The sequence below is a fragment of the Kyrpidia spormannii genome (genome assembly GCF_002804065.1).
GTDB lineage: Bacteria > Bacillota > Bacilli > Kyrpidiales > Kyrpidiaceae > Kyrpidia > Kyrpidia spormannii.
Map to the genome: position 1 here is coordinate 182193 of NZ_CP024955.1, position 24413 is coordinate 206605.

A 24413-nucleotide genomic window follows, 5' to 3' on the forward strand; every position below is an offset into this window, starting at 1 on the left:
CAGGCGCAAAGGAACTACTCATCCGTGGGATGACCGAACTAGTTCAAAAGTCCCGTCTTCATAAATCTTCCCTGAGAAAATCATACTATCCGAGGAAAAGGTTACCCGGGAGGTGGAGTGTATGGGGGTGAAGCTCCACGTCTTCAACGAGGCCATCCGGCAATTTGCCCGGGAAAACGATGACGTGGTACAGAGGGTCATCCCCATCGTGCCCGATCAGTCTTTTCATCTACTTTTCTTGCAAATGACCGTGGACATTGAACGCATCGAACGGTTCATCATCCAACCGGTGGAGGGTGCGGTGCGGCACTGGGGGGAGGACCTGGTTACATCCCTGGAGTGGGAGGGAGAGATCCGGCGGTGGGTGGTCCCGTTCACGGTGAAAACGGTTCCAATCAAGCAGTTGACGCCCGGGGATCTCCTGGAAGGGAGTGTCCTTCTCGCTACCGAGGGCCACCCCCGGGCCTTGGTGATCTCTGCTCCTGCCAAGATCAGCCGCAACATCGACCAACCGATCAACGAGGTGGCCATCCGGGGGCCGAAGGATGCATTTACGGAAAATACCGATCAGAACTTGACTCTCGTCCGCCGGCGATTGGCGGATCCGGCCCTGCGGGTCAAGCGTTTCGTCGTCGGCCGGCGCACCCGAACCACCGTGTACCTGCTCTATCTCGCCGATGTGGCCGATTCGGATCTCGTCAAGACGATCACCGACCGGATCAACCGTATAGATATCGACGGCGTCCTCGACAGCGCGTATATCGAAAAACAAATGACAGATAACTGGTTCTCCCCTTTTCCCCGGGTGCGCAACACCGAGCGCCCCGACGTTGTCGTGGCGGGGCTTTTAGAAGGGAGGGTGGCGATTCTCGTCGACAACTCTACGGAGGCTCTCGTCCTCCCCTGCGACTTCAACTCTATTTTTCACGCGCCGGATGACGTCTACGATCACTGGACCAACAGTATCCTGTTGCGGGGCGTGCGCTTTGTGGCGTCGGTGATCGCCGTGTCCGTACCCCCGGCCTATGTGACCTTTCTGGCCTATTCTCCCGGAGCGATGCCGCTCAAATTGACGTTGCTCATGCAGCAGGCCCGTTATGGCGTCGCGTTTCCCGTGGTCCTTGAGGCCCTCTTTGTGCAGCTGCTTCTAGAAATCTTGAAAGAGGCCGGGTTGCACATGCCTACCACCGTGGCCCAGATCTTCGGCATCATCGGCGGCATCATTCTCAGCGAATCCGGGGTCCGGGCCGGATTTTTCAGCGAGTCCATGCTGGTGGCCATCGGCGTAACGGGTATCGCGTCATTGTCTGTCCCTTTGTTTCGCCTGGGAACGACCTTACGGCTGCTGGGACTGCCCCTTTTGTTATCCGCGGGGTTTCTCGGCCTGTACGGTTTTGTCATGGCGGGGATGTTTGTCCTCGCGCATCTGGCCGGGCTCCGAAGCTGTGACGTGCCCTATCTCAGCCCGTATTTTCTCGGGCGTTGGTCCGATTTTAAAGACACGATCATCCGGATGCCCGCTCCTTTTATCACCCGGCCGGCCATGTTGAATCCCCGGGATCTCATCCGGGCGAAAAAGCGAAAATGACGCCGAAAATCCCCGTTCCCACTTGCGCGCTGAACCACCGGGGATTGATCTGGTGGGTAATGGTAACGTCTGTGGATGCCCCGGTACTGTTACTCCCATCCTTGGTGATCGAACGAAGCGACAGCGGCATGGCAGTGGCGACCGGCCTGGGGATCGTGATAGTCTGGGCGCTGTCGGCACTCCTGTTGGCGATGGTGAGACGGTGCCCCGGGCAGAGCTTTGTCGACGCGGCACGCTGGGCGTTTGGCCGGTGGGCCGGCGGAGCCGTGGCCTTGACACTGGCGGCGGCGGGAGTTCTGTACATGGGGTATACCTCGGCCATCGTGTTTCATCTCGTGGAGGCGATGCTCCTCCCGAAAACGCCCCGTTTGGTACTTGGCGCCTATTGGATTGGGTTCTCCAGCTATTTGGCGTTCCTGGGGCCCGATGCGGGCGGCCGGCTGGCCAGTCTGGTGGCGGTGCCCACCGTGGTCCTGTCTTTTTTTCTCGGGGCAGGGGCATTGACCCTCCCTCACGAATGGAATCATCTCCTGCCGTTGTTTGGAAACAGCATGAGTTCTTTGCTCCAAGGTGCCCTGGTGGCGGCCCCCTTTTTGTTGAAGGCGTTTTTGCCCATCTGTGCAGGCCTACCCTACCTGCAACCCACTACGAAATGGCAAGTGATGGTGATATGGGGATTTGCCGGAAGCCTGGCCTTGCAGATGGTTCAGGCTGTGCTCGCCCTCGCCGTTTTGGGGCCGGTGGGCACTGCCGTGGCCACCTGGCCGGCCCTGGATATCATCCAGCTGTACAGTTCGGGGTTTTACTTGGTGCGCTTTGATTACCTGCTTGTCATCATCTCCCTGGCGCTCTCGTCGACCAGTGTCGGCCTGTCCCATCTGTTTCTGGCGGAAATCGTCGCCAGGGTCTTTCAAGTCAGCCGCACCTGGCCGGTGATTCTCATCGCGGGGGTTGCCATGGGCATGTGTCTTTGGGGGCAGCGGCTGGTTTTCCGAGAGTTGGAGACGCCTCCATTCTCCATCGAAATGGCCGCCCTTGGTTTTGGTGTTTTCATCCTGGGCGTGGCCGCCCTGGGAGCTTTCAGGGCGAGGAGGCGGTCGGCATGAGAAGACAGAGGCTGTCGGCATGGCTTAGGGTCATGGTGGTGGCCGGTCTTCTCGCGGGGTGCTGGGACTATCAGGATATCGAAAATCGGGTCTTGGGGCTTGGAATGGGTTTTTTTGAGGGTCCGGAGGGGCGTATGGATGTGCTCATGGAGATCCCCAGTTTGCAACAAAAGGGGAAAATGGCCTCGGTGATCCTGCAGAAGCGCGTCAAGAGTTTGAAGGATATGGCCATGGAGTTTGACCGGGGCTTTGATGTCTATCGCCCGGATTTCTCCCATTTTCAGGTGTTGGTATTCGATGAGGATTTGGCCAGGAACCGCGGCATTACCGACATTATTGAATTTATGCTCCGGGCCGGACACATTCCCACCGGAACCCGGCTTGTGATTTCAGCGGCCCCGGAGCAGGTTTATTTTCGGGCGTTCTCCGAGCAGCGAAAACCGCTTCGGTCGGTGGAGATCGCCAGTGTGATCGACAAAGCCGACACGACGTTTCCTTTGGTTCGCAGGTATCGGGTGGGGGAATACGTCGGGCCCAGTCAGCACCACGAACCGGTGCTTCTGCCGGTGGTGGATTATGTACAGGGACGGTTTGCGCCCGTGGCGGCCGCCCTGATGCGGGACGGTCGGGAAATCGCCCGGCTCAACGGGGATCAGTGGATGGGGGTGAACTGGCTGAGGAACCCGGGGTTTAAGCCCTTCGTTGAAGGGAAGATACGTTCGGACCAAGGGGAATACCTCGTCAATGTTTTGTCCCATTCCGCCAAGATAACGGTGACGGGCCCCGCGCAACATCCCATCGTGAACGTGAATGTCCGCTTGAAGGCGGCTCTCATGCAAAGCAAGATGGACACGGGTCAGGTGACGGGGCTTTTGCCGATGCATGAGGTCGAGGCGGATGTGGCGGGCCAAGTGCGCCGCCAAATCGAAACTAGCCTTGAGTTCCTGCGCCAGCACAACGCGGACATTCTCCACTTCAAGAACCTGGTCAGGCGCCGCAGACTCTTTTTTGCCGACCCTGCGGCTGAGGTTTTTGACTTGAGCCGGGCGATTTTTCGGGTGGACGTGCACGCGGTGGTTCAGGAGAAGGATATGATCCGGAAAGGGCTTTAGCTGGCTCAGGATACCCCCGGCTTGCGCGAGGGGGGCCGATGCGTGTACCCTAGCTACGAGGCACACTCGATCGTGCCTCGAAGAATGAGAAGATAGACTCGGACAAGCCTCGGTGGTTGAAAGGGTTGGGCAGAAAAGAGATCGTCGGGTAAGGCCGGCCGGGGACCACCGACGGAGAGAGACGGAGATGGCGGAGGGGAACATGAAGAAAAGCAGAATGTTTTGGCTGTCCCTGGCGGTGGTTCTCGCCCTCGGCGGCACTTTTGGGCTGGGGTATTGGCAAGGGGCGCGCAGTGCCCGGGGGGATCTCCAGGCGCAAAGCCCCGGAGGAGGATCGACCCCCGTGGAGGCGGCCGCGGCGCCCATGCATGTACTGCTCATCGGATACGACGCCCGGCCGGGGCAGAATTACGGGAACACGGATACGTTGATTGTGGCCAGTTTTGACCCCCAGTCCAAGCGCCTGGCGATGCTTTCGGTACCCCGGGACACTCGGGTGGCGATCCCCGGGCACGGGTATGACAAAATCAACGCTGCCATGAATCTGGGTGGTGTGAAATTGACGGAGCAGATGGTGAGTTCTCTGGTCGGCGTTTCTCTCGACCATTATGTGCGGGTGAATTTTGAACAGTTCAAAGGCGTGATCGATGCCCTGGGCGGGGTAACCGTGAATGTCGACAAGAATATGTATTATGTCACCGGGGACGCCCAGGACGGGGTGATCAACCTGCACAAAGGGGTCCAACATTTAAACGGGGATCAAGCCCTGCAGTTCGTTCGCTATCGCCAGGATCCCTTGGGGGACATCACCCGGACCCAGAGGCAGCAAGAACTCCTCAAAGCCCTGGCCGATCAAGCTCTGCAACCGTCCACCATCGTCAAGCTTCCGGTGTTGATCCCCCGGGTGATGCAGGCGGTGGACACCGATTTCTCGCTGTTGGATGTGCTCAGGCTGACCCGGATGGCCGGTGGCATGAGCGGGCAGCAGGTGATCAGTGAAACGCTTCCGGGTCAGTTTTTGAACCTGAATGGCGTGAGTTATTGGCAGGTCGACCCTGGGCAGGCCAAGCAGGTGATGGCTGAACTCGATGAAGGAAAGCGGGTGAGCCAGGTCGTGGAAAGCCCCGGAGCAGGAAGCGGCTCTTCCACAACCGGCGGTTCATCGGCTCCAGGCGGTGGAACCGGCGGTTCGCCGGGAACGGATGGCTCTTCGGGAGCTTCGGGTTCCACCTCCGCCAGTGGGTCCAGTTCCGGGGGAAGTCAGACACCCACTGCGACGGTGCTGGGGCAAAATGTTCACGTCCGCAGCGGGCCGGGCACAAACTACCGAATCATCGGGTCGGTAGCCGGCGGGGAGACGGTGACCTTGATCCAGCAAAATGGCGACTGGTGGCTGGTGATGACGCCGGATGGTATGAGGGGGTACATGTCGGCGGCATGGTTGCGGGTCGACTAGCCTGGAATCTGTGATACCCGTCACAGGTCGCGGGCGGAGCGGGTGGTACGCTCGGAGCGAGAAGTGCGTTCCGCCCGGCGTCCGGGGATGGTCGCCGGGCGGACGCCAGGTCCGTCGCGGGGGGCGAAAATGGATGAAATGGGTCATTCCTCGGGAACACGGGGCGTGGATGATGTGGATCGGACCCCTGGTGATCGGGATCGCCGCGACGCCGTGGAACCCGCTCCAGATCCTGCTCGCCGGAGCCAGTTTGTTCGCGTTTATGACGGCGGAGCCATTCCTCCAGGGGTTACGCCAGCCTGGGCGCCGGGGCTACTGGTGGCGATGGGCTGCGGGGTATGGAGTGGTGGCCGCCGCCTTCGGCGTCCCGCTTTTGGTGGCGGAACCGCGCCTGGGGTTCGTGGTCCTTGGGGCCGGGGTGTCCCTAGCGGCGAACAGTGCCTTTGCCCTGCTTCGGCAAGATCGGCACTTGTTGAACGATTTTCTCGCCATGGCCGGGCTGGCGCTGACGGGAATCGCCGCTTACCTGGTGGGGCGGGGGAGTGTGGATGTCCGGGCGTGGACCTTTTGGGCTTTGTGCGTGGTGTATTTTTTCGGGACGGCTCTGTATGTGAAATCTTTGATTCGGGAGCGGCGCAATCGGAGGCTCAAGTGGGCGGCCAACGCGTATAGCACGCTGTTGGTTTTTGCGGCGCTGGCCTTGGGGTGGACGGCGGCGGTGGCCTGTCTCCCGGCGGCGGTTCGCGGTTGGGCGATTGCCCAGGATCGACCGCCCAAGGTGAAGACGATCGGTATTTTGGAAATTGGCTTATCGGTGTGGTTCGTGATGTGGATGAGCGTGTGGCTGCGGAATTTTGGAGGTGTGTGATGCCTTCGCCCCCCAAAACGTCGTCCGGCGGTTGAATTTTTTCCAAAAACAATGTATGGTAAATGAGACGAATGAGGTCAAGGAAGCGAAGCTGGAAGAATATCAACCGTCCGGTCGGTAGGGAAAGGGGTGGCGGGGAGTGAATGCGGCCATTCGTCCGATTTCGTTGACCACACCGTTTCCGGTGGGAGCGGTGAATGCGTTTTTGTTGCGGGAGGACCCAGTCACGTTGGTGGATGTGGGGCCGAAGCTCCCCGATGTGTGGGAAGGTCTGGCAGATGGCCTTCGCAAGGCGGGGTGTGAGTGGCGGGACATCGAGTTCGTGGTCGTCACGCATCCCCACGTGGATCATCACGGCTTGTTACCCCGGGTACTCGAAGCGTCCGGGGCAACGGCCTTGGTTCACCCAGATGCCGAGAGGCGCGTGCTAACCCCGCGTTTGGCTGCGGAAAGTGACGCGATGTATTTTGAGCCGTTTCTCACAGCCAGCGGGGTGCCCGAGGAGATTCGGGCGCTCATTGCCGAACATCAGCGATTGTTGCAGGAGTACGTGGATGGGGTGGATGAAGTCAAGACGGTAGAGATCGGGGCTCGGCTGGAGCTAGGCGGCCGGGAATGGAGGGTGTTGGATACTCCGGGCCATTCGTCCGGACATTTGTCGTTGTTCGATGAAGAGGAAGGGGACCTGATCGCCGGGGACCACTTGTTGCCGCACATTTCGTCCAACGCCTTGCTGGAGGCCCCGCGTCATCCCGGAGGCGAGCGGGCCAGAAGCCTGATCGTATACATGGAAGCGCTGAAGATGGTGGCCGCCCTGCCGGTGAAAACGGTCTACCCCGGCCATGGTGAGGTGTTCACCGGGGCGGCGGAACTGGTGGAGCGGCGGCTTCGGGGATATGAACGGCGGTGCAGCCAGTTGCTCGGCTGGTTGGGGGAGCGGCCGCACACGGTGTTTGAGCTGGTCAGGCGCATGTTCCCCCGGTTGAGTCGGGGAAACTGGTTTCTGGCCGTGTCGGAGATCGTGGGTCATTTGGATGTCCTGCAAGCTCAGGGGCAGGTGGGGATCGAGGAACGGCGCGGACTCTGGTATTATCGGGTGGGACCGGGGCGGGAGGTGCGATCTGCAGCTCAAAGCGGCTGAAACGAGCCGCAGCGACTTGCGGGAAAGGCGGGAATCCGTGGCAGGGACGGTTCTGGGCGCCGACAAGGCGGCCGGGGTCGTCCCTTTGCGTTTTTATCCAGAACCGACTACGATGAGGGCGGATCCCGGTTGCTCCGCTCCGGGGAGGGCCGAGATCAAAGGTGCGGGAGAAAAATATGCAAAATGCGGTGGCGGGGGGTGGCGCGGGTTGATCGTGGCTGTAGGTGTGGATGTGGTGGAGATAAGCCGCATCCGGGAGAGTCTGAGGAGGCGGGGGAACCGCCTGGCCGAACGAATCCTGGGGGCGGCGGAGAAAAAGGAGTATGCGGGACGGCGGGACCCGGTCGCGTTCTTGGCGGGGCGCTTTGCCGCGAAGGAGGCGGTGGCAAAGGCGCTCGGAACGGGGATCGGGAAGGTGGGCTTTCAAGAGATTGAGATTGCGGGGGGGCGGGGGGCCCCCGAAGTGCAACTGTCCGGGAAGGCGGCGGAGGTGGCGGGGGAGCGTGGGATTGTCAAATGGCACCTGTCCCTTTCTCACGGCAGGGAAACGGCGGTGGCGTTTGTTGTGGCAGAAGGTGTGGGACATCGGGAAGTCAACTGATGGAAGCGGTGGGGATGGCAGCAGAGGAGATAGATGGCCGCGGTTGTCCCGTATGGAGGAGAGGGGCCCCGGCATCCTTGTACATAAGTGCGGACCGGGACGAATATACCTGTGATGCGGAGGGAAACGCCGTGTATCTGGTCTCGAATGCGGAGATGCGCAGGTTGGACCGCTATACCATCGAGGAGGTGGGGATTCCCGCCATCGTGCTGATGGAGAATGCCGCGGCGGGTGTCGCGGAGTGGGCTGCGGAATTGACGCCTGCGGGCGGGCGCATTGTGGTGGCGGCGGGCAAAGGAAACAACGGCGGTGACGGACTGGCGGCCGCCCGGCGATTGTCTTCCCGGGGATTTTCTGTCGACGTGTGGCTGGGCATAGCGCCGGATCGTTTGACGGGGGAGGCGGCAACCCAGTGGCGGGCGCTGCAACACTGGCCGGTGCGCATCCATGTGGACGATGGGAGTTCCGATTGGCGCGAACTGTGGGAGGGGGCCGATCTGATCGTGGACGCCCTCCTCGGCACGGGCCTGTCGCGTCCGGTGGATGCCCGTTTGGGCAGGGTGATCGACGCGATCAATGCTTCAAACCGCCCGGTGCTTGCCGTGGACCTGCCCAGTGGTCTGGACGGGGACACGGGTCGAATCATGGGGACGGCCATCCGGGCCAGGTGGACGCTCTGTCTCGGTTGGGCAAAACGGGGGTTGGTGATGGGAGATGGCCCCCGGTGTGCCGGGACCTGGAGAGTATGGGATATTGGCCTCGCCCCGAAGGGTCCGGAGCGGGTGGGGGCGAGCCGGGTCCGGATGATTCGAAAGGAAGAGGTTCGGGCCTGGGTGCCAGAGCGTCCGTATGACGCGAATAAAGGTCACTATGGTCATCTTTTGGTGATGGCCGGACATGCGCGCATGTGGGGGGCCGCCCTGATGAGCGCCGTATCCGCTTATCGGGCGGGAGCGGGTCTGGTCACCATCGCAGTTCGCGGGGATGCAGTCCCGCCGTGGCTCGGGATTCATCCGGAATTGATGACCGCTTTTTGGAATCTCCCCGAAGAGGCGCCGGCCTTAGTGGAAGGCAAGCAAGCTTTGGTGGTCGGACCGGGTTTGGTGAGATTTGACGGGGATGTGAGCTGGCTGAAGGCGCTTCTGGGCAAGGTCCGGTACGCCGTGGTGGACGCCGGGGCGTTGGAAATATGGAAGGAAGCGATCGAAAGTAGTTGGCGTCCTTCCGCCCAGGTGGTGGTGACCCCACATCCCAAGGAGATGGCGAGGCTCACGGGATTGGATACCGCAGAAGTGCAGGCGGACCGGATCGAAGTTGCTCGCCGGGTGGCGCGAAGCTGCGGGTGTACGGTGGTGCTCAAGGGCGCTTATACGGTAGTCGCAGGGGAAGACGAAGGGGTGTGGGTGAACCCCACGGGGAATCCCGGCATGGCCACGGGCGGGACCGGGGATGTGTTGGCCGGGGTGATCGGGTCACTTCTCGCTCAAGGCTTGCCGCCGGGCCAGGCCGCGGCGGCCGGGGTATATCTTCACGGGTTGGCCGGCGACCTCGCGGCCCAGGCCGAAGGGCTGGCGTCCATGGTGGCTACCGACGTGATCGCCCAGTTGGGGCCGGCGATTCGACAGGTTGTCGAAAGAGGGTGAAGCATCTGGCAGACACACCCCCCTCTTCGACATATTTCCCGGGAAATCGACCATGGGTGTGAAGGAGGGGGGTGGTGGCCATGCGCAGGATTCGAGCAGCCCTTTGGACGGCGATGTGCGTCTTGTTATTGACAGCGGTGGCAGGGTGTGGGCGGACGGAAGGCAGTGTGCTGAACGATCTCAGGAATTTGCGCGACAGTCTCAAACATTACCGAAGTGTGGCCGTGATGAACGTCAAGACCCAGGGTCTGGAGCAAGTCTATCATATTGAAACTTGGTATCAAGAGCCGAATTATTATCGGATTCAGCTAGCCGATTCCCGGGGGCAGGTCCAGCAGGTGGTGATCCGGAATGATCAAGGGATTTACATTGTGAGTCCGCCCCTGAAAAAAAGTTTTCGGTTTAACGGCGATTGGGCGGACAACCAAGGTCACCTGTACCTATTCGGGTCGGTGATCGACCGTATCCTGCAGTCACCGAACCGCACGTACACCCGGGAAAAGGGGACGGTGACCTTCGATCTCACGATGAAACCGGATAATCCTCTGATCGGGAAACAGCGGGTGATTTTGGATGATCGGACGCTCTATCCGAAACAGATTGCGTTTTTCGACCGGCAGAACCATGAATTGGTCACGGTGCAATTCCAACAGTTCGATCCTGGGGCTACCTTCAAAGCGTCCGATTTTGATCCCCAACAGGCATTGGCACTCGGCCCGAAAGATGAACCCACATGGGCTTCCGAACCTTTCGGCGTGATTGAGCCGACCTGGCTCCCTCAGGGGTGGAGCAGAACGGACGTCCAGGACAGCGGCGGCACCGTTATCCTTCGCTATCGGGGAGGGGCCGAGGGGTTGACCCTTACGGAGGCGCACCCCGTCCGAACAGAAACGGCGCTGCCCGGGCGGGCAGAATTGTGGGACCTGTTTGGCGTTCCCGCCGTGGTGACCGAGGGGAATGTCCGCACCATGTACTGGACCCGGGACGGGGTACAATTCGCCATGACGGGCGCCCTATCTCCGGAATATATGGCAAGAATCGCCATATCCACCTTCGATGCGTCGGGTAAATAACCCGACTCCTTTAATGGGATCGGCCTACGGGATCGTGATTGGTCGAAGCGGAGTGTGGCGAGTCCGGTCTGTCTCCGACTTTCCCCGGGGGGCGGGAAGCGGCGGTGTCGGTAGAACTGGCGGTGTCCGTTCGCTCCTCCGGCTGCTGTTCGGGATGGTTCGGATGAGGGCCCGAAGGGGATTGCGGGTCCTCGTAATACGGGTTGAGGTGCACGAGAACTTCCCGAACCTCGGGATGGCTGTTCATGATGGACGCTTTGACCTGCCGGATGATGTCGTGGCCCTCTTGGATAGTTTTATCTGCGGACACCGCCGCCCGAACGTCCACCAAAACGTAGGGGCCGTGGTTTCGCGCCCGCAGGCGGTCCACCCGGCGAATTCCCGGCACAGAGGCCACGAGGGAGCGAAACTCCGCCAGCAGGTCGGGCTCCACGTTGCGCTCCATCAACGAATGAAGGGATTCAAGGCCCATGCGATACGCCATGTGGACGATCATCAAGCCGACGGCCAACCCGGCGATGGGGTCGGCGTAGATCAAAATGGGGGCGTTCAAGCGGTGTCCGGTGACGGCGGCGGCGATTCCGATGATGGCGGCCCAGGAACCCCAGATGTCCGAACGGTGATCCGCCGCCAAGGCCACGAGAGCTGGGCTGAGCAGCCGCCGCCCAAGGGCCGCCGTATAGCGATACAGGATTTCTTTGAGGATCAGCGAGCCCGCCGCTACCCACAGGGCGGCCATTTCCGGGGCTACGGCCGGGGCCAACAGGGCCTGCCCGGAGGAATACAAAATGTTCAAGGCGGCCAGAAAAAGCACGATGGCGACGACGGCGGAGGCGACGACCTCCGCCTTCCCGTGACCGTAAGGATGGTCGGCATCGGCCGGGCGATTCGACACGGCCAAGGCACCCAAAGCTGCGACGGAAGCGACGGTATCCGCGGCGGAGTGAATGCCGTCGGCAAACAGGGCCTCACTGCCGGCCAGAATACCTACGATGGCTTTTGCGATCGTTAAAAGGATGTTGGCCAAGGTGCTGACCCAACCGGCGATTCGGCCGATACGGTCGCGATATTCTGGGGTCAACGGAGTCTGCGGCCGGGTCATGGTGTTTCACCCACGGCAAAGAGTTGTGGACGGTGGCGAAAGATTTTCCTGAAGGAAATCACAAGAAAAAGACCTTCGGCGAACCGAAGGTCCTGGCTGTGCCCGGGGGGTGACCATCGAGCAGCGATCGCGATGGGTTGAAACGATCCCATTGTTCGGCGACTGATCATCGGCAAGGTCTCCTTCTCGGTGAGGTGGCGCGCGCAAGGCATTCAGACTCGTTCAAATCCGGCGAGATGATCGACGTATCGGTTTTATGGTAAGGGGGATCGGCCTTGGCGTCAACCTGTAGCGCTGGGACTGCCGGTGAAAGGGGCGGCCCATCTTCGACCATCGTTGACTTTCAACGAGACGTGGGGAGGATTTTGCCGCTCTGCGTCGAATTGAGTAGACAGATCGACAACGCTCGCGCTAGGTCTTTCTTCAGTTTCCACGGGCTGGTATACCCTTTTGTGCATTTTGACATACTTGGGGTAGACCGCTATAATACTCCTCGTGACGGATGGCGAGTGTCCCGGAGGTGCTTGGGTTGTCCGAGACAAAGCGGATTATGATTAGTGTTCCGAGTCACCTGCTCCAGGAAGTCGACGGAATTGCAGAAAGAGAGAATTCCAATCGAAGCGAGGTCATTCGCCAAGCGATGAGACTGTATTTGGAAGAGCGTAAAAAGGAACGCATTCGCGAGTTGATGCAGCGGGGTTATGTGGAGATGGCGAAGATTAACCTTTATATTGCGTCGGAGGCGTTTTACGCCGAAGAGGAGGCGGGTTCGACCCTAGATCGACTAGTAAGCGGGGTGTGACCCGTGAACATCAAGCGAGGGGATATTTTTTTTGCGAATCTATCCCCGGTGGTCGGTTCTGAACAAGGGGGCTTCCGGCCGGTATTGGTGATCCAAAACGATATCGGAAACCGGTTTAGCCCGACAGTCATCGTCGCGGCAATCACCGCCCAGATTCAGAAGGCCAAGCTGCCCACCCACGTGGAGATTGATGCGAAGACCTACGGACTGGATCGGGATTCGGTCATCCTCCTGGAGCAGATTCGCACCATTGATAAGCAGCGGTTGACGGATAAGATTACGCACCTGGACGATGAGATGATGAGCAAGGTCAACGAGTCGCTCATGATCAGCCTGGGGTTGATCGATTTTTAGGGGAAAAAAACGGGCAGGGCGTTTCGGCGCCCTGAATTTTTTTGCCGGGAGGGGCGCACATGGGGAGCAAAGAGGAGTCACAGATTCGTGATCTGGCCTTGGCACCGGAAGGCCGGCGGAAGATCGACTGGGCGGCGGCACATATGCCCCTGTTGAATACCTTGAGGGAGCGGTTTGAGAAAGACCTGCCTTTTCGCGGGTTGAAGATCGGGATCTGCCTGCACCTCGAGGCAAAAACCGCTTATCTGGCCGAGGTGATCCAAGCGGGGGGTGCCGAAGTGACGGTGGCGGCGAGCAACCCCTTGTCCACCCAAGATGACGTGGTGGCTGCCCTGGTGGACAATGGGATCTACGCCTTCGCGAGACACGGTGCGGACGATGCCGAGTACGGTGCCCACCTCCGGGCTTTGCTCGATCGGCATCCCGACGCCCTCATCGATGACGGGGGAGATTTGGTGGGAACGCTCCACCGGGAGCGGCCGGAACAGTTGCGCGAGATCATCGGGGGGTGTGAAGAAACCACCACGGGAATCCTGCGCCTGCGGGCTCTGGAGCGGGAGGGGGCATTGGCGTTCCCCATGATCGCCGTGAACGATGCGTATTGTAAATACTTGTTCGATAATCGCTACGGGACCGGGCAATCGGTGTGGGATGGGATCATGCGTACCACCAATCTGGTCGTTGCCGGGAAGACGGCGGTGGTGGTAGGATACGGCTGGTGCGGCAAAGGAGTTGCCATGCGGGCCAAAGGTCTCGGGGCCCGTGTCGTGGTGTGTGAGGTCAACCCCATTAAGGCCATTGAAGCTATCATGGACGGGTTTGCGGTGATGCCCCTGGTGGAGGCGAGTCGAGAAGCGGACTTCGTGATCACGGTCACCGGCAACCGGGGCGTGGTGGGAAAAGAGGCGGTGGCGGCGATGAAGGACGGGGCCGTCTTGTGCAACGCCGGGCATTTTGACGTTGAGATCGACAAAGAGGCGTTGGGGGAAGCGGGGCCGCCCCGGGAAGTGCGGCGAAATGTCCAGGAATACCGGCAGAAGGATGGCAGGCGTCTGTATCTCCTCGCTGAAGGGCGGCTGGTGAATCTGGCCGCAGGAGACGGACATCCGGTGGAGGTCATGGACATGACCTTTGCCCTTCAAGCTTTGTCCTTGCGGCGCATCGTGGAGCAGGGCCGCCAGTGGGAACCGCGGGTGTATCCGGTGCCTGAGGACATCGATCGGGAGGTGGCCAAGTTGCGCCTGGCCACTTTGGGGGTGCGGATTGATCGCCTCACGGAACAACAGGAGCGGTATTTGCGCAGTTGGAACCTGGAGTAACGGTCAGGCCGGACCTCGGGCCCGGCGATCCGCAAAAGGAACGGACTATTCATAAAATAACCGCCTTCTCGCCAAAGCAAGGGTGGGGATAATTGTCGCAGGGACTCATAGAATGGCAGCGAGATGCGGGGTTCGGAGGATCTGGGAGGTGAGCGGATGAAGCCGTGGATCGGTGTGACGGCTTCCCTGCAGACCGGGAACGGAGATCTCCCCGGCACATGGGTGGCGACGGAGTATACGGACGCCATACTGGCGGCGGGAGGGGTGCCGGCGATCGTCCCTTTGGGGGAGGCGGCAAGCCAAAACCCGGGGCAGTGGCTCGAGCGCTTGGATGGACTGATGTTGACCGGGGGCGTCGACGTGGATCCGGCGTATTTTGGCGAGGACCCGGCACGGGGGCTGGGGGAAGTTTGTCCCGAGCGGGACGCATTGGAGTTGGCGCTCGTGGAAGCGGCGCTCCTTCGGGATCTGCCGGTTTTGGCGATTTGTCGTGGGATGCAGGTGATGAACGTGGCGGCGGGGGGGACATTGTACCAGGATCTCGCGACCCAGGGCAAGAACGCCCTCCAGCACCGCCAGCGGGCGCCCCGCTGGCACGGTTCGCACCGGGTGGAAATTGTGCCCGGGACTCGTTTGGCGGAAATCCTGGGGCGGTCTGAGGCCCGGGTGAACAGCTTTCATCACCAGGCGGTGCGGGATGTGGCCCCGGGAATGCGGGTGGCGGCGAAAAGCAGCGACGGGCTCGTGGAAGCGATGGAGAGTCGCCGGCACCGGTTCGCGGTCGCCGTCCAGTGGCACCCCGAACACATGTGGCGCAAAGATCCGGCCCAGATGCGATTATTTGAAGCGTTCGTGCAAGCGGCCGCCGACGGGCGGGAGTCGGAGGCCGGGGAGTGACGCCTGCAAAATCAGTCATGATGGCCGTCAAACTGATCTCCCCGGCCCTGGCTAAAAGATCGCCGATTTCTTGATCCGCCAGCAGTTGCGATCCCCGGCAGAACGTACTCACAGGCCGGATCTGGCAGACCTCCTTCCTACGGCCGGCGCTCCAGAATGAGACACGTTCTCATCGAGACGCGTTCTCATACCGAAAATAAGCCTTCTGCCTCTCTGCACCCCACCGCTTTGTCGGCACATTCAGGGTGAGGGGCGCGCGACCCTCGAGTTTTCAGGAAAGGAGAGGTGGCCATGGTACAGCCAAACCCGAATAGCGTCTCTCTGGTCCTGGTTTATCAGGTGGGGACGACCCCGACGGGGGACCCGGTCCTTCGCCGGCAGACCTATCGGGGGATCAAACCGGGGGTGTCGCCGGACAACCTGTACGCCGCCGCAGAACTGATCGCCGGCCTGCAAATCCACCCGGTGTACGAGGTGGACCGCTCGGAAGTGGATGAACTGTTGAAGCAATGACCCGGTGACCGAGCCAGGAACAGGAGGTGAATCCCTTGACGAAGACCACTTTGGAACTGCGCTTTCAGAACACTTCAGGGGGCACGGTCCGTCTGGCGGTCCCCGACCCCAAGCAGCCCATCGATGAGGCCGCCGTGCGGGCCGCCATGAACCAGTTGGTCAGCCTCGGCGTGTTCACCTCGATGGGTGGGGATTTGGTTCGGCCTGTGGAAGCCAGGCTGGTGACCACGACCCAGGATGTGTGGGATATGACCGGGTCCGGAGTCTGACGCCTATACCTGCCCGGGGCCGGGGCCTGGGAAGTTTCCCGGCCCTGGCTCGCTTTATTCCCATGCCCTTGCCCCTGTCTCATCCGTGGGCCGTCAATCAAATAGATCCTCGAAAATGTCAAACACGCGCCTCTTCTTCTTTCTCTTGTCGTACTCCCCGTAGTGGTGGGAACGCATGTCCGGATGCTTTTCGAAATGCCGGCCATGCTCCCGTTCGTGTTCATCCAGCCAGCGGTTAAACGGATCCCGGACTTCTCGAATTTCGCCCAGGATCTTGTCCAACTCGCCTCGGTCGAGCCACACGCCTTTGCAGTTCGGGCACACGTCGATCAACACGCCGTACTTTTCGACCTCTCGCATTCGCACATTGTCACAGACCGGACAGTTCATCCCCATTAACCCCTTTCCGTGGTGTGCGGCGGGCAAAAAAGCCGTCGCCCGCGGATGGTTGCCGGCGTCCGCTGGCGGGCGGACGATCCGGCGAAGACGGTGGACGCTTTTATCTATCTTATCGTTTTTTATAGACCTGCCGCCAGAGCAGGGCCAAGGCCGCCCCTGCGACGAAAATCCAAATGATGTGTGACTGAACTGCTCTGAGAACTTCTTCCCACCGCTGCCCGAGTTGGAACCCGAGCAGAATCCACGTGCCCGCCCAGGCCGCGAACCCCAGAGTACTCCACCACAGGTAGGAACCGGTCGGGATCCCACTCATGCCGGCGATATAACTGCCCAGCGCCCGAAATCCCGGGAGAAAGCGCCCGAATACCAACATGAGCGGCCCGTAGCGATGGACCACCCGGTGAGCCCAGGGCCACGCATCGTCTGGAACCACCCGGAAGAACGTGAGCCATTTTTGCGCGGAAGGTCCGAGTTTTCGCCCGGCGGCAAAGGCCATCAAACTGCCCCCCAGACACCCCAGGGTGCCGGCCAGGGAAAGGTGCCACAGTACCATGTGCCCCCGAGAGGCGAGAAAACCGTAGAATGCCAAGACGGCGTCCCCCGGGAAGGGAATACCGAGGCCCTCGATGATCATCGCGGCGAAAAGCCCAAAGGGGCCATATTGGATCAATTGTTCCACCGCCCCGTTCCACCAGTCACCCACGTCCCTCGCCCCCCGCCCTTATCTATACGCGGACGGGTCTCCCCGCTAGGACAGCCACCCGGGGATTTCTCCTGAGCGCGGCGGGGCGCCTTCGTTCAGCGCCGGGGGGCCGCGGCGGGGCGCCTTCATTCAGCGCCCCTCCCGAAGAGGGAAAACGAGAAATTTCGGGCGGTTGATGAGGGGGACTTACCCGGTCAAAGGGGACGAAGGGTGCATTCAATAAAATCGGAGGCCGAAAGGAGGTGTCGACACATGTACGACGGCGGCGTATTCGGTCCGGCCACCCGTTGGGCCGTGGTGTTCCTGATCATCTTTGTGTTGTTCTTCCTGCTGGTTCCGTGGGGGACCTGGTGAGGAACATGGGGAAGGCGAAGGCCGGCGGGGGGCCCGCCGGCCTTCGCCCGAGGCGGACAAGCCCGTTGAGGGAGAACTCCATCGGCCGGTCACGGTCTGGCGAGCGTCAGCCCTTGCACCGACGATCTGCGGGGTGGTACGCTGTACATAATGAGTGGAGAACGGAGGGCCACAATGGCGTCCTGGCGGGCGGATTTGTTATTGTTTATGGTGGTGGCAGTTTGGGGGAGCACATTCGTTGTGGTTCGGGACGCCGTCACTGAAATGGGAACCATGGGAGTTCTGGCGTCGCGGTTCACCATCGCGGCCCTGGCCCTTGGAGTCTTCGGGTTCAAATCCGTCCGCACGGCCCGCATATCGGAGATCCGGGCGGGTGTCGCCGTGGGTCTGGCGTATTTTATGGGGTTCGCGCTTCAAACGGCCGGCCTCGCATCGACCACGGCTTCCAAGGCGGGATTTATTACAGGGCTATCCGTGGTGGGGGTTCCCTTCATCGCTTATCTGGTGTGGAAGGTCAAACCCAGCGTCGACGCCGTGGCTGGCGTGATTTTCGCCACTGCGGGCCTGGCTTTTTTAAGCCTAGCCGATGTTCGGGGCGTGGGAATCGGCGACTTATTGGTACTGGGGTGTGCCGTGGCCTTCTCAGTCCAGTACCTGCTCGTTTCCCACTTCAGTGTGCAATGTCGCATTGTCCCATGGACGTTCTACCAACTGGTCACGGTGGCGCTATTGAGCCTGATGGGGAGCGCACTGTCCGGCACCTCCCCGCTGCCCGCCAGCACCGGGGCGTGGTGGGCGGCACTATTTCTCGGCCTTGTGGCCACCGCTTTGGTGACGGTGTTGCAAAACATCGGCCAGCGCTACACAACGGCCACCCGGGCGGCGCTGATATTTTCCCTTGAGCCGGTCTTTGCGGCGATATTTGGCCATTTTATTCAAGGCGATCAATTGACCGGCCGGATGGGGATTGGCGCCGCGCTGATCCTGCTCGGAATGATCACGGCTGAACTGCAGTGGATCACCCATTGGCGCCTCCGGCGGGAAGAACAGCGGATGATCCCCAGGTAGAGTGAACGGGCTGCTCTGCTGTTCTGGGTATCGGGGGCTTCTGCGGCAAGGATAGCGAGGGCCGGGGGTTGCGGGGGCAGATGCCGGTGGCGGTGAAAAACGGGAAAGGGCGGAATTGAGATGGCCAAGTTTCGGGAAAGCGATTTGATCCGACAATGGCAGACCCGGGTCCCGATCCCTCGCCCCGACACGGTGGTCGGAATCGGCGATGACGCGGCGGTGCTGGAACCCCAGTCCGGCGGACGGCTGTTGGTATCGACGGACATGATGGTGGAAAATGTCCATTTTTCGCTGGGATGGATGACCATTCGGGAAGTGGGGTTTAAGGCGGTGTCGGCGGCGGTCAGCGATATCGCCGCCATGGGCGGTGAGCCCCGGCATATTCTCGCCAGTGTCGGGATCCCGGCCAGCGCCCGGTTGGAGGACGCAAATGCCTTGTACGATGGGATTGGGGAGGCCTGTCGATTGTACGGCCTGGACATGGTCGGCGGGGATACGGTGGCGTCGCCGGCGGGATGGGTGATCGATATGGTGGTCCTGGGTTTGGCGACAAATCAAGTTCTCACCCGGGGCGGGGGTCGTCCTGGGGATGTGGTCGCGGTAACTGGGTACTTGGGCGGGGCCGCGGCGGGACTCGACTGGCTTCGGGGCGGGGGACAAGCGGTGGTGACGACCCCGGACGAGCGCTGGGTGTTGTTGGACATGCACAGGAGGCCTCTCGCCCAGGTGGAGGCGGGCCGGATCCTGGCGCAGTCGGGGGCCACGGCCTGTGATGATGTCACCGACGGCTTGGCGGCGGAGCTTCGGGCGCTCTGCCAGGCCAGCGGATATGGATGTTTTATCGAAAGCCAGCGCATTCCCACTCACCCGGCGGTGCGCAACTACGCCCTGAGGAGAGGGAAGAGTCCTGTGGACTGGGCGTTGTTTGGAGGGGACGACTATCAATTGGTTTGCTGCATTCCTCCCACTCGGTTTGCCGCCGCTCAGGCGGGGTGCATGGCGGCGGGAGTCATGCTCACGGTGATCGGCCGAGTGACGGAGGATCCCGCGCTGTTGTGGCGCTCTCCCTCGGGTGTGGTCGAAGAGCTGCCCGAAGGCGGGTTTGACCATTTTGCGGAAGAGGGGGAGGAACATGGGCACGGGGTGGGGTGAGCCGCCGCTGACAGAGCAGGGGGCGGCGCAGCTAAAAGCCTGGCGCACGACGACTCGGTCTCCGGGAGAAACCCGGGCCCTGGGGCGATTGTTGGGCAAGGTGGCGAAGCCGCAGACCTCGGTATGTCTCATTGGCGATCTGGGAGCGGGCAAAACCACTTTTGTCCAAGGATTGGCCGAGGGTCTGGGGATTTCCGGGCCGGTAACCAGTCCGACCTTCACGATTGTGTCCGAGTACCAGGGGCGGTTGCCGCTGTACCACGCAGATGTCTACCGGCTAGGGGAGGCGGCGGCAGAAGAACCCCTGGGGTTGGAAGAATATTTTGAAGGAAATGGGGTGGCGGTGGTGGAATGGGCGGAATGGGTGGAACCCCTTCTGCCCGACGACCGTCTGACCATTCGGATCGAGCGCGCCGGGGAGGCGAACGCCCGGGTGGTTGAGATGGCGGCCTCGGGTCCCCGGCATCGCGCCTTGCTCCGGGAGGTGATTCGGCGATGGTCCGACTGGCAATCGACACCGCGACAGCAGCCTTGAGCATGGCGGTGGAGGAGTCGGGAAGCATCCTGGCGGAAGCGGTGCTACAGCTGGGAAGAGATCACTCGGTGCACGTTTTACCCTGGCTGGAGAGGGTGTTGGCCGGGGCCGGGAAAGGACCGGCCGATCTGAACCGGGTCGTTGTCGGAGTGGGGCCGGGTTCGTACACCGGGGTCCGGGTGGGGGTGACTGTGGCGAAAACCCTGGGGTGGGCGCTGGGGATTCCGGTGGTACCGGTGTCAACTTTGTCGGGCTTGGCCGGGCGCGGGCGATTCTTTGACGGTGTGGTCGTGCCGATGGTGGACGCCCGACGGGACCGGGTATATGCGGCTTGGTTTTCCGGGGGAAGGGAAGGCGGTGTGGTGAGGGAGTCTCCGGATCGAGTGTGGCCGGTGGCGGAGTTGGCGGAGCGGCTGGCTGAAGACGGGCGGGGGGTGCTCGCCTTGGGGGATGGCGGGATGAGGTATGCGTCGATATGGAGAGAGCGGCTGGGAGGCCGGTTGCGGCTGGCGTCACCGGACCAGTTCGGGGTCCGGGCTGCCGACTTGTTGGCCGCCGAGGAAGCGGCCGGTGACCAAGGCTCTCTTCTTGGCCATGCGGTTCACGGGCTTGTGCCCCAATATCTTCAATTGGCAGAGGCGGAAGCGCGATGGCGGGATCGTCAGCACTGATCATTCGTCCGATGCGCACCACCGATCTCGACCGCATCCAGGAGATCGAACGGGCCTCTTTTACAGTGCCTTGGTCCCGGAACGCCTTCTACGGGGAATTGGCGGACAACCATTTTGCCCGGTACATTGTGGCCCAGCGCGGGGATTTGGTGGTGGGTTATGCGGGGATGTGGCTCATCCTCGACGAGGCGCACATTACGAACATCGCGGTTCACCCCGAGGCGAGAAGGCAGCACGTGGGGGAAACGCTGTTGCGCTATGCGATGGCCTATGCCCGAAGTCAGGGTGCCATGCGGATGACTTTGGAGGTGCGTGTATCCAACGCCCCTGCTCAGCATCTATATCGCAAACTGGGATTTACCGCCAAGGGTGTGCGCCGGGGCTATTATACAGATAATCATGAAGACGCCATCATTATGTGGGCGGAATTGGGGCAGTTCGACGGCCGGATCGACCCGGATGAAGAGGCGGGAGCTGCGGCTCAGGGAGACGCCGTCCCCGGGGCCGGAGGCGAGAAGAGTGCCGAGGATCGACGGGGGGGTCGGCGTCCCGGGGATGCCGGCGAAGTTTGAACGGGGCACGAGGGCTTTGGCAATGCCGGGGGTACGATAGGGGGGGAACGGGGCATGGAGGGGACGATGGACGGGGCTGCGATGGCGGGAAAAGATTCCGCTTTGCTCGGGAAGACCGGGGCTGAGCCGAGGGCGGGGGATCAAGAGGAAGGGCTCATTCTGGCTGTGGAGACCAGTTGCGACGAAACGGCGGCGGCGGTGGTGGAGGGGGGCACCCGCATCCGCTCGAATATCGTGAGCTCCCAAGTCGCGATTCACCGTCGGTTCGGAGGGGTCGTCCCGGAGGTGGCCTCCCGGGGGCATGTGGAACAGATTACGGCTGTTATGGCGGCAGCACTAGAGGACGCCGGGGTGCACCCCCGGGATTTGGCCGCCGTGGCGGTCACCTACGGTCCCGGGTTGGTGGGGGCCCTGTTGGTCGGGCTCATGGCGGCCAAGACTTTTGCGTGGGTTCACGGTCTGCCCTTAATCGGCGTTCACCACATCGTCGGTCACCTGTTTGCCCATCGTCTGGCCGGCGGCCCGGAACCGCCATGGCTCGCCCTGGTCGTTTCCGGGGGACATACCGAGTTGATTTACATACCGAATGACCACACCTTCGAGGTGCTGGGGCGGACCCGGGACGACGCCGCCGGGGAAGCTTTCGATAAGACGGCCAGGGCCTTGGGGTTGCCGTACCCGGGGGGCCCCCAGATCGACGCTTTGGCAAGCTCCGGGGACCCGGAGCGATACGCCTTTCCGCGTAGCTGGCTGGAGGAGGAGTCGTTAGATTTTAGTTTTAGCGGTCTGAAGACAGCCGTGTTGAATCTGTTAAATGACGCCCGCCAGCGCGGTGATGGGGTGCGCCCGGAGGATGTGGCGGCGTCATTCCAGGCGGCGGTGGTGGAGGTGTTGGTGGAGAAAACGGTCCGGGCGGTTCGGAGATACCCAGGAGTGCCGGTGGTGGTGGCCGGAGGGGTGGCGGCCAACTCAGCCCTGCGCCGCGAAATGGACCGCCGGGCGGAAGAAGAAGGATTTCTCTGGTCGGCACCTCCCTTGGCGCTGTGTACAGACAATGCGGCGATGATCGCGGCGGCGGCTTGGCCTCGACTGAGTCGAGGGTGGTTTCACGGTATGGATCTGAATGCCCGGGCGAACTTGGGGCTCGAGGCCTGGGCGGCGGGAGACGGGGTGGCGGCGTTCCCGCCGGATGATCCGCCGGATGGGAGGCGTCGCAACTGAATCACTGGGGTCGAGGTCCGGACACGGGGGGATCCGTATGGGACAAAGGAGTGTGGAGGCGCCGGTTGCTTCAATGGCGGGATGACCTGGGGGCCACGGACCGCGAGAAAAGGGAAGCCGCTTTGGCCGCCTGGGCGACTCGGTGGCTGGGGGGGATGCCCCCGGGGATCCTCATGGCCTACGTAGCCATTCGCTCTGAAGTGAACCTGAAACCGGTGGTGGAGTGGGCATGGAACCGCGGGTGGACCGTGGCCTTTCCTCGGGTGGAAGATTCCCACCGCATGAGCGCTGTGGCGGCGGATAGCTGGGAAGCGCTTTCCCCCGGGGCTTTCGGGATTCCAGAACCGACAGGACCGGCTCTGAGTCCCGGAGATCTCGACGTGATCGTCGTGCCAGGGGCGGCTTTCGATCGGCTCGGGCGACGGCTGGGGTATGGGCAAGGATTTTATGACCGATTCCTGCCCCAGGTGCCCCAGGCTAAAGTCGTGGGCGCAGCTTTTGCCGAACAATGGGTGGATGCGTTGCCGACAGATCCTCACGATGTACCCGTGCAGTATGTGTTGACCGAATACGGGGTGTGGTCGGTCCAAGATCGGGGATTTGTGGATCTTGGCGGCGGTACAACAGGAGAGCGGGGATAGGGGTAAGACCGGCGCCCCTGATCCGCAAGGTGCGAGTGCTTGAAATAGCTGTATATGTTTCAAGCAACGGTAGGCTGGGAGGAAAGGGGCGACCCGGGTGGAGGCACCTCAAGACCAACCGAAAACTTTCGTCGAACACCTGGCGGAGTTGCGAAAACTCCTCATTCAAACCCTAATCGTGTTTGTGATCGCCCTGGGGGTCGCGTTTTTTTACGTGGACCGCGTGCTGGTGTGGCTGGAAATCCCCGCCGTGCGGGCCGGGCTCGGCCGCCCCATGGTCCTGGGAGCCGGGGAGGTGGTGCGGGTCTATTTTATGTTGGCGGGTGTCACCGCACTGGGGGTCACGCTTCCGTTCCTGTTATTCCAAATCTGGAGGTTTGTCGCCCCGGGTCTGACCCCCCGGGAGCGGCGGGTTGCCCTGGCCTACATTCCGATGACCCTGTTCATCTTCCTCGCCGGCGTGGCTTTCGGATATTTTTTGGTCTTTCCCATGGTGTTTCGATTTCTCATCCGTCTTGGGGCGGAGCAATTTAACGTCCAGATCACCGCGGGAAACTATTTCGGCTTCATGATCAACATCATCGTGCCCCTGGGGCTGATTTTTGAACTGCCCTTGGCGACCATGTTTCTCACTCGGCTTGGTATCGTGACTCCGGCTTTTTTGGGCAAAATGCGAAGATATGCGTACCTGGTGTTGGTGATCATCGGAGCGATGATCACTCCTCCGGACTTCGTCTCTCACCTCAGTGTCACCATTCCTATGATCCTTCTCTACGAACTCAGCGTAAGCGTCTCGAAATGGGTTTGGGCCAGGCGGCAAAAAAATCCCGATGACCCGGTTGCAAACTGAAAGGGGATCCATTAATATAGAGGGTGGCGTTAGCACTCGGGTAAAGCGAGTGCTAACAACATCGCAACGGAAACTTTACGTGAGGAGGGTCTTGCATGATCAAGCCGCTGGCAGATCGCGTCGTGATCCGTCCGGTTGAAAAGGAAGAAAAGACCGCGAGCGGGATCGTCCTGCCCGATACCGCCAAGGAGAAGCCCCAAGAGGGGGAAGTGGTGGCGGTGGGTCCCGGCCGCATGGAAGAAGGGCGCCGGGTCGAGATGGAAGTGAAGGTGGGCGACCGGGTGATTTATTCGAAGTACGCCGGAACTGAAGTCAAGTACGACGGTGTCGAGTACCTGATCCTCCGGGAAAGCGATATCTTGGCCGTGCTGGAAAAGTAAGCGGGCCATGGCCTACGAGATAC

General features: G+C 61.3%; 27 protein-coding genes. 24 read left to right on the forward strand and 3 right to left on the reverse strand.

The window, feature by feature from the left end:
• Positions 1 to 121 precede the first annotated feature (121 nt).
• From CVV65_RS01050 to CVV65_RS01090, 9 genes are all read left to right on the forward strand, one after another.
• Complete coding sequence (locus tag CVV65_RS01050; RefSeq protein ID WP_100666586.1) at positions 122 to 1588, forward strand: spore germination protein; 1467 nt, start codon at positions 122 to 124, stop codon at positions 1586 to 1588.
• On the forward strand, positions 1585 to 2694 hold the full coding sequence (locus CVV65_RS01055; RefSeq protein WP_100666587.1) for a GerAB/ArcD/ProY family transporter: 1110 nt from the start codon (positions 1585 to 1587) through the stop codon (positions 2692 to 2694). The genes CVV65_RS01050 and CVV65_RS01055 overlap by 4 nt, the downstream gene beginning before the upstream one ends.
• Positions 2691 to 3806: a Ger(x)C family spore germination protein gene (locus tag CVV65_RS01060; protein ID WP_100666588.1), complete on the forward strand. Its 1116-nt coding sequence runs from the start codon at positions 2691 to 2693 to the stop codon at positions 3804 to 3806. The genes CVV65_RS01055 and CVV65_RS01060 overlap by 4 nt, the downstream gene beginning before the upstream one ends.
• A 202-nt stretch (positions 3807 to 4008) precedes the next feature.
• Positions 4009 to 5262: an LCP family protein gene (locus CVV65_RS01065; RefSeq protein ID WP_198592073.1), complete on the forward strand. Its 1254-nt coding sequence runs from the start codon at positions 4009 to 4011 to the stop codon at positions 5260 to 5262.
• A gap of 133 nt (positions 5263 to 5395) precedes the next feature.
• Positions 5396 to 6130 (forward strand): YwiC-like family protein, encoded by a 735-nt coding sequence (locus CVV65_RS01070; protein WP_100666590.1) that lies wholly within the window; start codon positions 5396 to 5398, stop codon positions 6128 to 6130.
• 139 nt (positions 6131 to 6269) lie between these two features.
• Positions 6270 to 7271, forward strand: a complete 1002-nt coding sequence (locus tag CVV65_RS01075) for an MBL fold metallo-hydrolase (protein WP_100666591.1) — start codon at positions 6270 to 6272, stop codon at positions 7269 to 7271.
• A gap of 208 nt (positions 7272 to 7479) precedes the next feature.
• Positions 7480 to 7872, forward strand: coding sequence for a holo-ACP synthase (locus tag CVV65_RS01080; protein WP_100669081.1), 393 nt, complete (start codon positions 7480 to 7482; stop codon positions 7870 to 7872).
• A 131-nt stretch (positions 7873 to 8003) separates the two neighbouring features.
• Positions 8004 to 9515: an NAD(P)H-hydrate dehydratase gene (locus CVV65_RS01085; RefSeq protein ID WP_100669082.1), complete on the forward strand. Its 1512-nt coding sequence runs from the start codon at positions 8004 to 8006 to the stop codon at positions 9513 to 9515.
• Between the two features lie 80 nt (positions 9516 to 9595).
• The gene (locus CVV65_RS01090; RefSeq protein WP_133121180.1) at positions 9596 to 10588 is read left to right on the forward strand and encodes a LolA family protein; all 993 of its coding nucleotides are present in this window, start codon (positions 9596 to 9598) and stop codon (positions 10586 to 10588) included.
• A 10-nt stretch (positions 10589 to 10598) separates the two neighbouring features.
• On the opposite strand, the gene CVV65_RS01095 is transcribed toward CVV65_RS01090, so the two are convergent.
• Positions 10599 to 11690 carry a cation diffusion facilitator family transporter gene (locus CVV65_RS01095; RefSeq protein ID WP_100666593.1) on the reverse strand — a complete coding sequence of 364 codons (1092 nt, stop codon included), beginning with the start codon at positions 11688 to 11690 and terminating at the stop codon, positions 10599 to 10601.
• A 502-nt stretch (positions 11691 to 12192) separates the two neighbouring features.
• Between CVV65_RS01095 and CVV65_RS01100 the strand changes: the two genes are divergently transcribed.
• The 6 genes from CVV65_RS01100 (at position 12193) to CVV65_RS01125 (ending at position 15844) form a co-directional block, all read left to right on the forward strand.
• Positions 12193 to 12492 carry a CopG family ribbon-helix-helix protein gene (locus CVV65_RS01100; RefSeq protein WP_041303528.1) on the forward strand — a complete coding sequence of 100 codons (300 nt, stop codon included), beginning with the start codon at positions 12193 to 12195 and terminating at the stop codon, positions 12490 to 12492.
• A gap of 3 nt (positions 12493 to 12495) precedes the next feature.
• Complete coding sequence (locus tag CVV65_RS01105; RefSeq protein WP_013074285.1) at positions 12496 to 12846, forward strand: type II toxin-antitoxin system PemK/MazF family toxin; 351 nt, start codon at positions 12496 to 12498, stop codon at positions 12844 to 12846.
• Between the two features lie 59 nt (positions 12847 to 12905).
• Positions 12906 to 14165 (forward strand): adenosylhomocysteinase, encoded by a 1260-nt coding sequence (locus CVV65_RS01110; RefSeq protein ID WP_100666594.1) that lies wholly within the window; start codon positions 12906 to 12908, stop codon positions 14163 to 14165.
• A gap of 156 nt (positions 14166 to 14321) precedes the next feature.
• The gene (locus CVV65_RS01115; RefSeq protein ID WP_100669083.1) at positions 14322 to 15062 is read left to right on the forward strand and encodes a gamma-glutamyl-gamma-aminobutyrate hydrolase family protein; all 741 of its coding nucleotides are present in this window, start codon (positions 14322 to 14324) and stop codon (positions 15060 to 15062) included.
• A gap of 291 nt (positions 15063 to 15353) precedes the next feature.
• Entirely contained in the window at positions 15354 to 15575 is a 222-nt protein-coding gene (locus CVV65_RS01120; protein WP_013074288.1) for a DUF1659 domain-containing protein, read from the forward strand.
• Positions 15576 to 15610: 35 nt separating this feature from the next.
• The gene (locus CVV65_RS01125; RefSeq protein WP_100666595.1) at positions 15611 to 15844 is read left to right on the forward strand and encodes a DUF2922 domain-containing protein; all 234 of its coding nucleotides are present in this window, start codon (positions 15611 to 15613) and stop codon (positions 15842 to 15844) included.
• A 93-nt stretch (positions 15845 to 15937) separates the two neighbouring features.
• On the opposite strand, the gene CVV65_RS01130 is transcribed toward CVV65_RS01125, so the two are convergent.
• Together CVV65_RS01130 and CVV65_RS01135 are read right to left on the reverse strand one after the other, a co-directional pair.
• On the reverse strand, positions 15938 to 16234 hold the full coding sequence (locus CVV65_RS01130) for a TFIIB-type zinc ribbon-containing protein (RefSeq protein WP_198592074.1): 297 nt from the start codon (positions 16232 to 16234) through the stop codon (positions 15938 to 15940).
• A gap of 118 nt (positions 16235 to 16352) precedes the next feature.
• Positions 16353 to 16946 carry a DedA family protein gene (locus CVV65_RS01135; protein ID WP_100666597.1) on the reverse strand — a complete coding sequence of 198 codons (594 nt, stop codon included), beginning with the start codon at positions 16944 to 16946 and terminating at the stop codon, positions 16353 to 16355.
• A gap of 528 nt (positions 16947 to 17474) precedes the next feature.
• On the opposite strand from CVV65_RS01135, the gene CVV65_RS01140 reads away from it, so the two are divergent.
• The 9 genes from CVV65_RS01140 to groES all read left to right on the forward strand — a co-directional run bounded on the left by CVV65_RS01140 (position 17475) and on the right by groES (position 24390).
• Positions 17475 to 18368, forward strand: coding sequence for a DMT family transporter (locus tag CVV65_RS01140; RefSeq protein ID WP_198592075.1), 894 nt, complete (start codon positions 17475 to 17477; stop codon positions 18366 to 18368).
• Positions 18369 to 18488: 120 nt separating this feature from the next.
• Entirely contained in the window at positions 18489 to 19520 is a 1032-nt protein-coding gene (gene thiL, locus CVV65_RS01145) for a thiamine-phosphate kinase (protein ID WP_100666599.1), read from the forward strand.
• Positions 19501 to 20055 carry a tRNA (adenosine(37)-N6)-threonylcarbamoyltransferase complex ATPase subunit type 1 TsaE gene (gene tsaE / locus CVV65_RS01150; protein WP_198592077.1) on the forward strand — a complete coding sequence of 185 codons (555 nt, stop codon included), beginning with the start codon at positions 19501 to 19503 and terminating at the stop codon, positions 20053 to 20055. Before thiL ends, tsaE begins: the two co-directional genes overlap by 20 nt.
• The gene (gene tsaB, locus CVV65_RS01155) at positions 20016 to 20726 is read left to right on the forward strand and encodes a tRNA (adenosine(37)-N6)-threonylcarbamoyltransferase complex dimerization subunit type 1 TsaB (protein WP_100666600.1); all 711 of its coding nucleotides are present in this window, start codon (positions 20016 to 20018) and stop codon (positions 20724 to 20726) included. Before tsaE ends, tsaB begins: the two co-directional genes overlap by 40 nt.
• Positions 20705 to 21298 (forward strand): ribosomal protein S18-alanine N-acetyltransferase, encoded by a 594-nt coding sequence (rimI, locus tag CVV65_RS01160; RefSeq protein WP_331250448.1) that lies wholly within the window; start codon positions 20705 to 20707, stop codon positions 21296 to 21298. Before tsaB ends, rimI begins: the two co-directional genes overlap by 22 nt.
• Positions 21299 to 21352: 54 nt before the next feature.
• Positions 21353 to 22519, forward strand: a complete 1167-nt coding sequence (gene tsaD, locus CVV65_RS01165; RefSeq protein WP_232059538.1) for a tRNA (adenosine(37)-N6)-threonylcarbamoyltransferase complex transferase subunit TsaD — start codon at positions 21353 to 21355, stop codon at positions 22517 to 22519.
• Positions 22520 to 22569: 50 nt separating this feature from the next.
• Entirely contained in the window at positions 22570 to 23160 is a 591-nt protein-coding gene (locus CVV65_RS01170) for a 5-formyltetrahydrofolate cyclo-ligase (RefSeq protein WP_269148831.1), read from the forward strand.
• Positions 23161 to 23257: 97 nt separating this feature from the next.
• A complete protein-coding gene (tatC, locus tag CVV65_RS01175) occupies positions 23258 to 24010 on the forward strand; it encodes a twin-arginine translocase subunit TatC (protein WP_100666602.1) in 753 nt (250 codons plus the stop codon).
• 95 nt (positions 24011 to 24105) lie between these two features.
• Positions 24106 to 24390, forward strand: coding sequence for a co-chaperone GroES (gene groES / locus CVV65_RS01180; protein ID WP_013074301.1), 285 nt, complete (start codon positions 24106 to 24108; stop codon positions 24388 to 24390).
• The last annotated feature ends 23 nt before the right edge of the window (positions 24391 to 24413 follow it).

What these genes read in the sequence shown, in the direction of transcription:
- CVV65_RS01110 (WP_100666594.1), top strand. Translation starts at nt 12,906, where the DNA reads ATGGGGAGCAAAGAGGAGTCACAGATTCGTGATCTGGCCTTGGCACCG.
- tsaD (WP_232059538.1), top strand. Translation starts at nt 21,353, where the DNA reads ATGGAGGGGACGATGGACGGGGCTGCGATGGCGGGAAAAGATTCCGCT.
- CVV65_RS01140 (WP_198592075.1), top strand. Translation starts at nt 17,475, where the DNA reads ATGGCGTCCTGGCGGGCGGATTTGTTATTGTTTATGGTGGTGGCAGTT.
- CVV65_RS01095 (WP_100666593.1), bottom strand. Translation starts at nt 11,690, where the DNA reads ATGACCCGGCCGCAGACTCCGTTGACCCCAGAATATCGCGACCGTATC.
- CVV65_RS01115 (WP_100669083.1), top strand. Translation starts at nt 14,322, where the DNA reads ATGAAGCCGTGGATCGGTGTGACGGCTTCCCTGCAGACCGGGAACGGA.
- CVV65_RS01065 (WP_198592073.1), top strand. Translation starts at nt 4,009, where the DNA reads ATGAAGAAAAGCAGAATGTTTTGGCTGTCCCTGGCGGTGGTTCTCGCC.
- tsaB (WP_100666600.1), top strand. Translation starts at nt 20,016, where the DNA reads ATGGTCCGACTGGCAATCGACACCGCGACAGCAGCCTTGAGCATGGCG.
- tsaE (WP_198592077.1), top strand. Translation starts at nt 19,501, where the DNA reads ATGGGCACGGGGTGGGGTGAGCCGCCGCTGACAGAGCAGGGGGCGGCG.
- CVV65_RS01120 (WP_013074288.1), top strand. Translation starts at nt 15,354, where the DNA reads ATGGTACAGCCAAACCCGAATAGCGTCTCTCTGGTCCTGGTTTATCAG.
- CVV65_RS01055 (WP_100666587.1), top strand. Translation starts at nt 1,585, where the DNA reads ATGACGCCGAAAATCCCCGTTCCCACTTGCGCGCTGAACCACCGGGGA.
- CVV65_RS01100 (WP_041303528.1), top strand. Translation starts at nt 12,193, where the DNA reads ATGGCGAGTGTCCCGGAGGTGCTTGGGTTGTCCGAGACAAAGCGGATT.
- CVV65_RS01050 (WP_100666586.1), top strand. Translation starts at nt 122, where the DNA reads ATGGGGGTGAAGCTCCACGTCTTCAACGAGGCCATCCGGCAATTTGCC.
- CVV65_RS01090 (WP_133121180.1), top strand. Translation starts at nt 9,596, where the DNA reads ATGCGCAGGATTCGAGCAGCCCTTTGGACGGCGATGTGCGTCTTGTTA.
- CVV65_RS01070 (WP_100666590.1), top strand. Translation starts at nt 5,396, where the DNA reads ATGAAATGGGTCATTCCTCGGGAACACGGGGCGTGGATGATGTGGATC.
- CVV65_RS01130 (WP_198592074.1), bottom strand. Translation starts at nt 16,234, where the DNA reads ATGAACTGTCCGGTCTGTGACAATGTGCGAATGCGAGAGGTCGAAAAG.
- rimI (WP_331250448.1), top strand. Translation starts at nt 20,705, where the DNA reads ATGGCGGGATCGTCAGCACTGATCATTCGTCCGATGCGCACCACCGAT.
- thiL (WP_100666599.1), top strand. Translation starts at nt 18,489, where the DNA reads ATGGCCAAGTTTCGGGAAAGCGATTTGATCCGACAATGGCAGACCCGG.
- groES (WP_013074301.1), top strand. Translation starts at nt 24,106, where the DNA reads ATGATCAAGCCGCTGGCAGATCGCGTCGTGATCCGTCCGGTTGAAAAG.
- CVV65_RS01060 (WP_100666588.1), top strand. Translation starts at nt 2,691, where the DNA reads ATGAGAAGACAGAGGCTGTCGGCATGGCTTAGGGTCATGGTGGTGGCC.